Source organism: Yersinia aldovae 670-83, assembly GCF_000834395.1.
Lineage (GTDB): Bacteria > Pseudomonadota > Gammaproteobacteria > Enterobacterales > Enterobacteriaceae > Yersinia > Yersinia aldovae.
On the sequence record NZ_CP009781.1, the window covers coordinates 4188416 to 4200484 of the forward strand.

The window sequence follows — 12069 nt, forward strand, 5'->3', positions numbered from 1 at the left end:
GGGTAAAGCTATTTCTTTATGTTAACTCTGACAAAATTTCATTCAAGTCATGAATTAACTGTTCTAGCAAATTTTGCAATTGCGTATAGGCCCCGTGCGCGATTTGACTGTGCTGCATCTGGTTAATCAGTTGTTGGCACAGTGCTGCGGCTTGGGTGTTCTGTAATATCAGCAAACTGCCCTTAATGCGGTGTAATGCCTGCCGGGTGTCAGCTAATGGCTGATCCGACAAAGAGATGTGTTGGAGGTCTTGCGTCAATGAATCACACAGGGTTATCGCCAGTTTGCGGATCAGTGCCGGATGATTATTCCCTAAATGTGAAAGCATTGCTCGCAGATTATGACTAGCCTGATAATGCGTTGGAATATCCGCCTGTAGACGTAACACTTGCTCAATATCACTGAGTGTTACCGGCTTGGTCAGCCAATGATCAATAACCACGTCCCCCGGCCTGATACGGGTAAACTCCTGTACGTCCGCCGAACATAAGACGATTTTTGCCGGTTGCCCGCGTCGTTGTCGTTCTTGTCGGCGGATGATGCGGGCAACGGTAAAACCGTTCGGCGCGGGCATGTTGTAATCGATAAACAGCAGGTCAAAGGGCTGTTTTTGATGAGCGAGTAACAGCTGGTGACCGCTATCAAACAACTCAGAGTCAATGCCAAAATGTCTGAGTTGCTGTTGCATTAGCAGCAGATTACTGGGGTGATCGTCAACAATGGCAATACGTTGCGCTGGCAATGATAAGGGATGGGTTTCCTGTTGCGTGGGTAGGGCCATTGCGGGGGAAACTGCAACGGATATACGCACGGTAACCACAGTACCTTGATTCAAAACCGATGTCAGACTGATATTGCCATTCATCCGTTCGATGAGTTCTTTGCAGATTGATAAACCTAAACCGCTCCCTTGAATCATCAGGTTATCGTTGGTTTCTGCCCGATAAAATGGCTGAAACAAATGGGGGGTTTCAGATTCCGCAATACCGCACCCGCTATCGGCAACTTGCAACAGTAATTCGCCTTGTTGCCCGGCCTGTGGTTGCCACTGTATGCGGAGGCTTATCGTGCCACGACGGGTAAACTTCATGGCATTATTAATCAGATTATTCATGACCTGAAGTAAGCGCCCACCATCAATCAGAAGCGTCTCCGGTAAATTGTCGCTGTAACTGATATCTAAGGTGATGGGCCGCATTCCTAACAATGGCTGATAAACCGCACCAATATGATTAATCCACGGAATTAATGCCGTAGGCTGTGGTGACAATTGTAATGAGCCGGTCTCTAACTTGGCATAGTCTTGTAAGTCATTGAGTAAACTCAATAATGATGAAGCGGAACTGTAGATGACGGGCAGGTTACTCTTATTTTGTATCGCGTTGTTTTTCTTCAATTCAAGTTCGAGCAAGCCAAGAATTGCGTTCATTGGAGTACGTAGTTCGTGGCTAATCGTGGCAAGAAACTTGCTCTTCATCTGATTGGCGGTATCGGCCTGCTGGCGTGCGCGCTCTAATCTTTCCCTTTCACGTTGCTCTTTTCGCTGTTGAATAAAACGACGAATAGCCACCAATAGAAGCAGTGTCAGCAATATGCCGAGGGCGGTCAGCAACCAAGCGGCGGGCGGCATCATACGATTCTCATTCACCGCATCAATAATATTCTTCGGGTCGGACACCCATTCATCACGCAGGGATTGCAGCGTGGCTGAGGGAATTTGCAGCACGTTTTTATTGAGAATAGAGAGCAGCAATGGCGATTGCTGGGTAACACCGAAGGCGAGTGGGTACGCGATATTATCTGCCGTAAATGCCAATTTAATGACGCCAGCATAGCGAGAAAGCACGATGAAATTGGCAGAGATAACATTATCGATCAGCCCATCCAACTGCCCGTTGGCGAGTGCATCGTACATGGCTTTACGGTTGGGGAAGACCACGGCGGTGGTTTGCGATGGGATCAACTGTTGGCCAGGATCGCCGTCGACTACACCGAGCCGCTTACCGGTAAGATTTTTCCAAGTGGAAGTATCATTACTAAATTGGGGGGTATATACCCCCCATAAAGCGCGGTGAATCGGTATTGAACTGTCATATTGCGCTTTAAATCCTGCTGCCAGGGGTAATAATGCTCGCATCATCGCCTGATTTTGCTGCACTTGCCGATCGGCCTGACGCGGGTTACTGCTCCAGACTGGCAAAAATTGCAGGCCGGTATTTTGTGCAATGATATTAAGAATATCGACAATATAACCACGCGGTTGTTTATCGGCACCGCGATAAGTGAAAGGGTAGTCATCATCAATGGCGGCATAATAGATAATCGGATGAGCCTTAACCCACTCTTGTTCCATGCGTGTTAAATCAGCATTACCGGTATCGAGATAGCGTGGTATTTTTTTACTCCAGCGGCCCTGAATGGTATTGAGTGTCTCCATCGGGATATTCGCGATAACGTGATCAAGCATCTCAATTAAAGGTTGGTTGGTTGCGGCAAAGACCAGAGAAAGGCTGCCGGGTTTTATATCGCTTTCAACCTGATAAATTTGCCCCAGTTGTAGCTGGTCAATAATAAAACTGGCGCTGGTTTCATCAGCGATGAAATAGTCATTTTTACCATTTAATAATGAGTAAATCGCTTGCAGATTATTGTCAAATAATTGGCTATGTGAGTTTTTATTCTTAATTTCATCCACGATTTGCATACCGGCCATTTTATTGACAGCAATACGCGCATCGCCAGAGTTTAACATCACCTGTCGGGTATTTTTTCGGTTACGTAACACCAATAATTTACTAATATAATAGGGTTTTGAAATAAATAAATCAGCATGTAATGCGCTGTCGGGCAAACCAAACAGCAGATCGATATCCCCACGCTGGAGTGCCTGATTCAGCGTATTGGCATCTGCGAACCCTTTTATTTCAATGTTGGCCCCAGTTGCCTGTTGAATAGCATTAAGATAATCAGCATTCAAACCGTAAAAATCATGATCAACAATAATATTATAAGGGCTGGTATTCTCACTAAGTATACCTACTCGCAACGTTTGATTGCGCCATTGATTATTTGGCGTGGTAAATGGCGTATCAGCCGGCATATTCAAGCTATTGACCAAATGGTACTGCAATGCCGATGCTGCCTGTGCCGGGATTAACAGAGTGAATTGAACAATGAATAATAATCCCAGCCAGAGGTTTCTCATGGTTGCAACTCATTAAATACGGCGATTAATTCCAGTAAATTGGTGGCACCGGTCTTATTGAGAATATGAGTCTTATGGGTACTGACGGTTTTATTGCTGATATTCAGCAACTGGGCGATATGCAAATTAGAATGGCCTTTAGCGAGTAAGCCCAATATCTGTAACTCTTTCTGTGTCAGGTTATATTCCCCGGTATGGGGCGTTGAACCACTGTTTATACATCCTGTAGGGAATATCCGTTGACCCGCAAGCACCGCATCAATCGCCTGCAACAGTTGTTCCATCGGCTGCCCTTTATGCATAAAACCCTGTGCGCCGGCGGTATAGGCCAATTTTGCGTAAACCTCTTCCTCCTGAGCGGTATAAATTATGATGGATTGCTGCGGATAATGTCGGCGAATTTTGCGTAAAAACTGTAGACCATCCAGTTGCGGCAGGCTGATATCCAGAATAAGCAGGTCAATATGATATTCGGCCAGCAGTGCCAGAGCCTGGCGCTCATCCGCAGCACAGTGCAAGCGATAAGGCTGTATCGCCCGCGTCAGTGCGGCTTCAAGGGCAACATGCACTACTGGGTGGTCGTCAACGAGCAATAAAGTGGGCATAAAACGTATTAACCTTTTGAGGCGATTTCACGGTGGTAAGCGAAATAAGGCGCTTGATAGTGAGCTTATAACAAATAACAGAAATTGATGCTTCCATTCAATAAGTTGATGCGTCATGGGATTCGATGGTTCTGTTGCAGATAATCTGCACTAAATTCCTAAAGCAACAAAGTAGATTTACAGCGTTACATTCACAAGCTAGATTGGTTCAACTAGATTGGTACAAATAGACGCTGTGCGATGACTGTCACAAGACTTAATGGATGAACTATGACTTACCAGAATGATGACCTACGGATTAAAGAAATTAAGGAACTCCTGCCACCTGTTGCACTGTTAGAGCGGTTTCCCGCAACCACTAAGGCGGCAGAAACGGTATCCAAGAGTCGCAATGCCATTCACAACATCTTGCGTGCTAAGGATGATCGCTTGTTGGTGGTGATTGGCCCATGCTCCATTCATGACACGCAGGCGGCGACCGAATATGCGGCCCGTTTGCTGACATTGCGTGATGAACTGCAAGGCGAGCTTGAAGTCGTGATGCGGGTTTATTTTGAAAAACCGCGTACCACTGTGGGTTGGAAAGGTCTGATTAACGATCCCCATATGGATAGCAGTTACGATATTAATGACGGTTTGCGTATCGCACGTAAGTTATTGTTAGACATTAACGACAGCGGGCTACCAGCTGCGGGTGAGTTTTTGGATATGATAACCCCGCAATATCTGGCTGATTTGATGAGTTGGGGCGCTATCGGCGCGCGTACGACTGAATCCCAGGTTCACCGTGAGCTGGCTTCCGGCCTGTCTTGCCCGGTCGGTTTTAAAAATGGCACCGATGGTACGATTAAAGTGGCAATCGATGCCATTAATGCGGCCAGCGCACCGCATTGCTTCCTGTCAGTGACCAAATGGGGCCATTCAGCGATTGTAAATACCGCAGGAAACGATGATTGCCATATCATTCTGCGTGGTGGCAAAGAGCCAAACTACAGTAGTGCCCACGTTGCTGCGGTTAAAGAAGGGCTGAACAAAGCGAAGTTAGAACCGCAGATAATGATCGATTTCAGCCATGCCAACAGCAGCAAACAGTTCCAAAAGCAGATGGAAGTGAGCAAAGATGTGTGTAACCAGATTGCTCATGGTGAAAAGTCGATCATCGGTGTGATGATTGAAAGCCATTTGGTGGAAGGTAATCAGAATCTGGAAAGTGGCGAGCCACTGATTTATGGCAAAAGTGTTACTGATGCCTGTATCGGCTGGGAAGATACCGAAACGGTATTGCGTGAGTTGGCTGAGGCAGTGAAAGCTCGCCGTCAGTAAGCTATCATGCTTGCTTAAATTGCAGGTAAAGAAAAACCCCCGACATTCATAATGAGCGGGGGTTTTTTATTGAACCTGAAATCAGAGATGATTACTTCGCTTTACCCTGATTGGCAACCGCAGCGGCTTTAGCTGCGATTTCATCTGCGTCGCCCAGATAGTAACGTTTGATTGGTTTGAAGTTTTCATCAAATTCATAAACCAATGGTACGGCGGTTGGGATATTCAGCTCAAGAATCTCTTCTTCGCTCAGGTTATCCAGATATTTTACCAGTGCACGCAGTGAGTTGCCGTGGGCGGCGATAACAACGCGCTCACCGCTTTCCATGCGAGGTTTGATAACCTCTTCCCAGTAAGGGATAACGCGTTCGATGGTCAGTGCCAGGCTTTCAGTGGTTGGCAGTTCTGCATCGGTGAGTTTTGCGTAGCGTGGGTCATGACCAGGGAAACGCTCGTCGCTTTTTTCCAGCGCAGGTGGAGTGATAGCAAAACCACGACGCCACAGTTTGACTTGGTCGTCACCGTATTTGGCCGCTGTTTCTGACTTGTCCAAGCCTTGCAGTGCGCCGTAATGACGCTCATTGAGCTTCCAGGTTTTTTCCGTTGGCAGCCAAGCCTGATCCAATTCGTCCAGCACACTCCAAAGGGTGTGGATTGCGCGTTTTAGTACCGAGGTGTAAGCGAAATCAAAAGTAAAGCCTTCGTCTTTTAACAGTTTGCCTGCTGCTTTTGCCTCAGCGCGGCCTTTTTCAGATAAATCAACGTCATACCAGCCAGTGAAGCGGTTTTCGTTGTTCCATTGACTTTCGCCGTGTCGTACCAGAACCAGCTTAGTTACTGCCATAGTTCGAACTCCTCAATCTAACTTGTTCAATGATAACTATTATCATTATATTGCGGGACTGCCACCAACAGCAATCAATAGTATTTAACCATAGCCAATTTTTTATCGTAAGGTCATAAGGCGCAACGATTCTGCTAAATCTATAACCCATTAATCTACAGGGTATTAAATACCCTGTAGGGCTGCGTGGGGTTAAGCTGCTTTTTTCAGGCAGGTGCTCATAAAGGTTTTACGCGCATCGCCTTTTAACTCTTTGGTGGCGGCCTCAGCGTTACAGCTTTTCATTTTCTGCTGCTGTGGCGTCAGGGCTTTTTCATCGGGCTGAACCTGTGCTTTCAGGCACTGACTCATAAACTTCTTACGGTCATCGCCTTTTAGCGATTGAGTGGTCGCCTGCTGATTACAATCGGTCATTTTTTTCTGTTGCGCGGCCTGAGCCGGCGACGGTGTTTTCATCGTATCTGCTGCCATCACATTCGCACTAAGCAGTAATCCGGCGGAGAGTAACCATAAGGTAGTTAGACGCATAGGAGTTCCTTAAATAATGTTGAGATTTGAAAGTGTAGGCAACAGGTCATACGACCGCCTGACAGACGCTGTTAAGCGTAGTCGGCAGCCGTAAATAAGGACAGTTATAGGGCGATAAAGTGATAAACCGTGGTTGCGTGATAGGTCTTCCCCGGTTTTAACCAGCAATCGGGTTGCGGCCATTCAGGGTGGTTGGGGCTATCGGGTAGGAATTCGCTCTCCAGTGCCACACCAGTATAATTGGCATAAGTACCGCCGTTACGTGCTGGTGTGCCGCCGAGAAAATTACCGCTATACAATTGCAGCGCTGGTGCTGTGGTATAAACGCTCATTTGCACCCGATTATCCGATGACCACAAATGTGCCGCCGGGCTTTCGGTGGCACCACAAGTCCGATGCAGCAAGTAAGCATGGTCATAGCCTTTTACCCGTTGCTGGCAGCGGTCTTTCAGGAAGTCGCGCGCCAGGGTTTTTGGCTGACGGAAGTCCATACCCGTCTTTTCTACGCTGACCAGCCCACTGGTGGGAATCCCCTCGCTGTCGACAGGCAGATAACTTCCGGCAAACAGTTGCAAACGATGTGCCCGCACATCAACCCCTTCACCATCGAGATTGAAATAGGCATGATTGGTCAGGTTCACCGGACAGGTTTTATCCACCTGTGCCTGATAGTGAATCTCTAACCGGCTGTCTTCGGTGAGTAAATACTGAGCCTCTACCGTCAAATTGCCGGGAAACCCTTGGTCACCGTCCGGCGAATGCAACTGATAGGTCACCTGCTTTTCATCCTGCGTCACCTTTTGCCAGCGTTTAGTGTGAAAACCGTTCGGGCCACCGTGCAATTGGTTTGGCCCCTGATTGGGTATCAACTTAAAGGTTTCGCTGTCAGTCGTGATTTGTGCGTTGGCAATACGGTTAGCATAGCGGCCCACGGTGGCACCGAGGTAAGCCGCCTGATGCAGATAATCAGCAGGGGTTTGACAACCCAGCAGCAGTTGGCGTTTTTCACCGTTTTTTAACGGCAAAATCGCGGATAGCCACGTCGCACCCCAATCCATTAGGATGACGGCCACACCTGCTTTATTGCGTAATTCGGTCAATTCAAACGGCTGACCATCGGGTGCTAACGGGTCAAACCTGCCTGGTGGATCCGCATCGTTTTTCAGCATAAACCTGCTCCTTGTGAAGCCTGACATACATAGAACGTCTCCGTTCGACCACTGCTGTATGCCGGATATTCCCGCGCCACAGTAACCCGAACCTGCTCGACCAGCGCCTGTGGCATCAGCGCAACAATACAGCCGCCAAAACCCCCGCCGGTCATACGCACACCACCTTGCTCCCCAATGACCGATTTCACAATATCCACCAGGCTGTCGATCGGTGGAACTGTGATCTCGAAATCATCACGCATCGAAATATGAGACTCCTGCATCAGTTGCCCCATCAATTTCAAATCGCCAGCAGCCAAAGCATCCGCCGCCGCCAGTGTGCGCTCATTTTCAGTAATCACATGGCGGGCACGTTTGGCAACCACGGGGTCCAGTTCATCCTGAATAGAGAAGAACAGGCTTGGATCGACATCACGCAGGGCTTTGACACCGAAGAAACGCGCCGCAGTTTCACACTGCTGGCGGCGAGTATTGTATTCGCTATCGACCAGACCACGTTTAACATTGGAGTTGATAATCACCACTGCAACGTTTTCCGGCATCGGAACGGCGCGGGTTGCCAACGTGCGGCAATCAATCAGCAATGCATGGTCCTGCTGACCCAACGCTGAAATCAACTGATCCATGATGCCGCAATTACAGCCGACAAACTGGTTCTCTGCTTCTTGCCCGTTCAGCGCCAGCTCCACGCCGCTCAGCGGCAATTGATAGAGTGATTGCAGCGCCTGGCCCACCGCCACTTCCAGCGAGGCTGAAGAGCTAAGGCCAGCACCTTGTGGCACATTGCCACTGATCACCAGAGAGGCACCGCCAAAATCAGCATGGCGCAGTTGCAAATGTTTTACCACGCCGCGCACATAATCTGCCCAGCGAAATTCAGGGTGTGGCACGATGGGGGCATCAAGTGAGAATATATCTTGCTGATTATCATAGTCAGCAGCGATAACATGGATCTGGCGATCGTGGCGTTTACCACAACTGATCACCGTTTCATAATCGATAGCACAGGGCAGGACAAAGCCATCGTTATAATCGGTATGTTCGCCGATAAGATTAACGCGGCCCGGTGCCCTAATAGTGATTTCAGGCGCATGACTAAACTGCTGGCGGAAAATGGCTTGGGTATGCTGCTGCAAACTCATTATTTGACTCCTGCTTCTCGATAATGAACATCACTTACAGCCCGCAGCAGCTCCGCCGCCTGTTCTGCCGTAAGGTCACGCTGGGTTTCGGCCAGCATTTCATATCCAACCATAAATTTACGCACTGACGCCGAGCGCAATAATGGGGGGTAAAAATGTGCATGTAGCTGCCAGTGCGTATTGTCACTGGTATTATCATTGCTATGAATGCTATCAGCTCCGTGAATGTTATAAGGCGCACCGTGCCATCCCATTGAGTAGGGGAAGGAGCATGAGAATAGATTGTCATAACGGCTGGTGAGCTTTTTCAGTGCAACGGCCAAGTCACGGCGTTGTTCGGCCGAGAGGTCTTCCATGCGCAATACATGTGTTTTGGGCAGTAATAAGGTTTCAAACGGCCATGCCGCCCAGTAGGGTACTACGGCCAACCAGTGATCGGTTTCCACCACGGTTCTGCTGGTGTCACGACGTTCACGCTCGGCATAATCGAGCAGCATTGGGGCGTTATGCTGCTGGAAATAGTGCCGCTGTAGCCGGTCTTCTCTGGCGGCCTCGTTCGGTAAGAAACTATTGGCCCAGATTTGCCCATGCGGATGTGGATTAGAACACCCCATCGCGGCACCTTTGTTCTCAAACACTTGAACCCACGGGTAAATTTTACCTAACTCGGCACTTTGTTGTTGCCAGGTCTGGATAACCTCCTCCAGCGCTGGCAGTGTCAGTTGCGGCAAAGTTTTACTGTGATCGGGGGAGAAGCAGATAACCCTGCTAGTGCCGCGTGCGCTTTGGCTGCGCATCAGCGGATCATCACTTTGCGGCGCATCGGGGGTGTCCGGCATCAGCGCGGCAAAGTCATTGGTAAATACATAAGTTGACTGATAGTCAGGATTGATATCGCCAGTCACGCGGGTATTGCCGGGGCACAAGAAGCAATCAGGGTCATGCGGCGGTAAGTTCTCTGTGGCTGGCGCTTCCTGTTGGCCCTGCCACGGGCGCTTGGCTCGATGTGGCGAAACCAATACCCACTGATCGCTCAATGGGTTGTATCTGCGGTGTGGATGGTCTACAGGGTTAAAATCAGTCATAACGATACCTTAATCGGGATAGCCCTGAGGGTTTTTTGATTGCCAACGCCAAGTGTCTGCTGCCATTTCATCAATTGAACGGCTGACTTGCCAGCCTAATTGTTCAGCGGCTTTGGTGGGGTCGGCCCAGTAAGCTGGCAGGTCACCTTCGCGGCGTGGCGCAAAATGGTAAGCCAGTGGTTTCCCGCACGCTTTGCTGAATGCCTCAACCACTTGCAAAACACTGTGGCCGACACCGGCACCCAGATTGAAAATATGCACACCGGGCTGATTGTGTCGCTTTTTCATGGCGGCTATGTGGCCGTCAGCCAGATCTACCACATGGATATAGTCGCGCACCCCGGTGCCATCAGGGGTCGGGTAGTCATTGCCAAAAATGGCCAATGATTCACGGCGGCCAACCGCAACTTGAGCAATAAACGGCATCAGGTTGTTAGGGATACCTTGTGGATCTTCGCCCATCAGCCCTGATGGATGGGCACCAACCGGATTGAAGTAACGCAGAATGGTCATATTCCATTGCGGGTCAGCCAGTTGCACATCTTGCAAGATTTGTTCAACCATCAATTTGCTGTGACCATATGGGCTGGAAGGGGAGCCGGTCGGAAAACTTTCAACATAAGGAATCTGCGGCTGATCGCCATAAACGGTAGCAGATGAGCTGAAAATAAAGTTTTTAACCTGTGCTGCTTGCATGGCTGCCAGCAGCACCAGTGTGCCGAAGACGTTGTTATCGTAATAGGCTAGTGGTTTGCTGACGGATTCACCCACCGCTTTTAGACCCGCGAAATGAATGACCGCGTGAATAGGATGAGCCGCGAATATTTGGTCGAGCAGCGCACGGTCACGAATATCACCTTGATAAAATTCAGGTGTATGGCCGGTCAAGCTGTGGATCCGCTCTAATACACTGGATTTGCTGTTGCAAAGGTTATCGAGGATCACCGGTTTATAACCAGCTTCAATCAATTGCACACAAGTATGGCTACCGATGTAACCGCTACCACCCGTTACCAGAACGTACATAAAAGACTCCTCGAATAACTTTAGTTTAAGAAAGATAGCATGACATTACGTGAAAAAAGGTGATCTGCACTCAATAATGGAATCGTTTACATTTTATTTGCTGTTAGCGTAATTCTCGTGAGTGCATAAATACAAGGAGACAAACAAGGATAGGCAAGTAATGAGAGAAATGATGGTCACAACAAAGATATCTGAAGTGGTAGCGTTCTCATCCATCAATTTAGCAAGAATGTCCTGCTCCAAATGGACTGAGGCCGATAGCTGACAGATTCAGATATCGGCTCAGCATCAGAGTGGTTAGTGCGATAAATACAGTGGATAGGTGAAGAACAGTAAATGCATTAAGTTGAGTGCGAAATGGAATGCCACCGCAACCCATAAGCGCCCGCTCCACAACCATGCCAGACCATAAATCACCCCAGCCAGTGCGGCAAATACCATTAACAGCGGGCCGCCTGCAAAATGCGCCGCACCGAAGAGGAGTGCGGTGATCAATAGCGCCGGATAGGAGCCTAGCCATTGGCTTAATCGTTGTTGTAGATACCCACGGAAAAGTGCCTCTTCAGCCAGGCAGACAAAGAATACGTTGGCGATAACAAAAGAGCCAATCCACGGTGGCGTGTGCAGTTCAATCTTCAGACCGCCTAACGCCACCGCCAGTAACAGTAATGCTGGTATGCAGGCGATCAGCGCGGCCCAAGCCATACGGCCAACCGAGGGATGTTTTGAGACAACAAACAGCGTCGGCAGACAGGCCAATAAGATGAATGGCACCAGTGCTTTATCGAGATTGTAATACATACTAAAGGGCGCACTGAGTGGCCCTGCTTTAACGTGATCCAATACTTTTAGATTGTTAAAGCCGGGAACCAGGTGCAGGAACAGCGCGATCGACGCGAATACCAGCAGCAGCTCCAGCCCATAGGCCAACCACGTTCGTTGACGGTATTTTTGTAATAGCAGGGCAATAAGCAGCGTCAACAGCAAGAAGGCGGCTGAGGGGAGTGTCAGAACACCGTGATAGAGAGCCATTGCCAACGATAACAGCATGAGAAACAGGGCTAGCACCCGGTTTAGTGACAAGAAAAGTAAAGAAGCTGCAAGCATGCCCCACATAAGTCGTCCCTTTGTTGTTAAAT

At 48.8% G+C, this 12069-nt stretch carries 10 protein-coding genes; 1 reads left to right on the forward strand and 9 read right to left on the reverse strand.

The features are described from left to right. Positions 1-16 precede the first annotated feature (16 nt). Both AT01_RS18855 and AT01_RS18860 read right to left on the reverse strand, forming a co-directional pair. Complete coding sequence (locus AT01_RS18855; RefSeq protein ID WP_042548225.1) at positions 17-3205, reverse strand: ATP-binding protein; 3189 nt, start codon at positions 3203-3205, stop codon at positions 17-19. Then, entirely contained in the window at positions 3202-3810 is a 609-nt protein-coding gene (locus tag AT01_RS18860) for a response regulator transcription factor (RefSeq protein ID WP_042548226.1), read from the reverse strand. Before AT01_RS18860 ends, AT01_RS18855 begins: the two co-directional genes overlap by 4 nt. Positions 3811-4080: 270 nt before the next feature. Here AT01_RS18860 and aroG point away from each other — a divergent pair, with 270 nt between their 5' ends. Continuing rightward, a complete protein-coding gene (gene aroG / locus AT01_RS18865; RefSeq protein WP_042548227.1) occupies positions 4081-5133 on the forward strand; it encodes a 3-deoxy-7-phosphoheptulonate synthase AroG in 1053 nt (350 codons plus the stop codon). Between the two features lie 91 nt (positions 5134-5224). Here aroG and gpmA read toward each other — a convergent pair whose 3' ends face one another. The 7 genes from gpmA to AT01_RS18900 form a co-directional block, all read right to left on the reverse strand. Continuing rightward, positions 5225-5977 (reverse strand): 2,3-diphosphoglycerate-dependent phosphoglycerate mutase, encoded by a 753-nt coding sequence (gpmA, locus tag AT01_RS18870; RefSeq protein ID WP_042548228.1) that lies wholly within the window; start codon positions 5975-5977, stop codon positions 5225-5227. Positions 5978-6169: 192 nt separating this feature from the next. Continuing rightward, entirely contained in the window at positions 6170-6505 is a 336-nt protein-coding gene (locus AT01_RS18875; protein ID WP_042548229.1) for a PsiF family protein, read from the reverse strand. A 104-nt stretch (positions 6506-6609) separates the two neighbouring features. Then, positions 6610-7674: a galactose-1-epimerase gene (gene galM / locus AT01_RS18880; RefSeq protein WP_042548230.1), complete on the reverse strand. Its 1065-nt coding sequence runs from the start codon at positions 7672-7674 to the stop codon at positions 6610-6612. Beyond that, positions 7668-8819, reverse strand: a complete 1152-nt coding sequence (gene galK / locus AT01_RS18885; RefSeq protein WP_004704127.1) for a galactokinase — start codon at positions 8817-8819, stop codon at positions 7668-7670. Before galK ends, galM begins: the two co-directional genes overlap by 7 nt. Further along, positions 8819-9904 (reverse strand): galactose-1-phosphate uridylyltransferase, encoded by a 1086-nt coding sequence (gene galT / locus AT01_RS18890; RefSeq protein WP_042548231.1) that lies wholly within the window; start codon positions 9902-9904, stop codon positions 8819-8821. The genes galK and galT overlap by 1 nt, the downstream gene beginning before the upstream one ends. A 9-nt stretch (positions 9905-9913) precedes the next feature. Continuing rightward, positions 9914-10930, reverse strand: a complete 1017-nt coding sequence (gene galE / locus AT01_RS18895; protein ID WP_042548232.1) for a UDP-glucose 4-epimerase GalE — start codon at positions 10928-10930, stop codon at positions 9914-9916. Between the two features lie 297 nt (positions 10931-11227). Beyond that, positions 11228-12046 (reverse strand): CPBP family intramembrane glutamic endopeptidase, encoded by an 819-nt coding sequence (locus AT01_RS18900; RefSeq protein WP_042548233.1) that lies wholly within the window; start codon positions 12044-12046, stop codon positions 11228-11230. Positions 12047-12069: the final 23 nt, after the last annotated feature.

Excerpts from the sequence above, each read along its gene's own strand:
- galK (WP_004704127.1), bottom strand. The coding sequence starts at position 8,819 with ATGAGTTTGCAGCAGCATACCCAAGCCATTTTCCGCCAGCAGTTTAGT.
- AT01_RS18855 (WP_042548225.1), bottom strand. The coding sequence starts at position 3,205 with ATGAGAAACCTCTGGCTGGGATTATTATTCATTGTTCAATTCACTCTG.
- AT01_RS18860 (WP_042548226.1), bottom strand. The coding sequence starts at position 3,810 with ATGCCCACTTTATTGCTCGTTGACGACCACCCAGTAGTGCATGTTGCC.
- AT01_RS18900 (WP_042548233.1), bottom strand. The coding sequence starts at position 12,046 with ATGTGGGGCATGCTTGCAGCTTCTTTACTTTTCTTGTCACTAAACCGG.
- galT (WP_042548231.1), bottom strand. The coding sequence starts at position 9,904 with ATGACTGATTTTAACCCTGTAGACCATCCACACCGCAGATACAACCCA.
- AT01_RS18875 (WP_042548229.1), bottom strand. The coding sequence starts at position 6,505 with ATGCGTCTAACTACCTTATGGTTACTCTCCGCCGGATTACTGCTTAGT.
- aroG (WP_042548227.1), top strand. The coding sequence starts at position 4,081 with ATGACTTACCAGAATGATGACCTACGGATTAAAGAAATTAAGGAACTC.
- galE (WP_042548232.1), bottom strand. The coding sequence starts at position 10,930 with ATGTACGTTCTGGTAACGGGTGGTAGCGGTTACATCGGTAGCCATACT.
- galM (WP_042548230.1), bottom strand. The coding sequence starts at position 7,674 with ATGCTGAAAAACGATGCGGATCCACCAGGCAGGTTTGACCCGTTAGCA.
- gpmA (WP_042548228.1), bottom strand. The coding sequence starts at position 5,977 with ATGGCAGTAACTAAGCTGGTTCTGGTACGACACGGCGAAAGTCAATGG.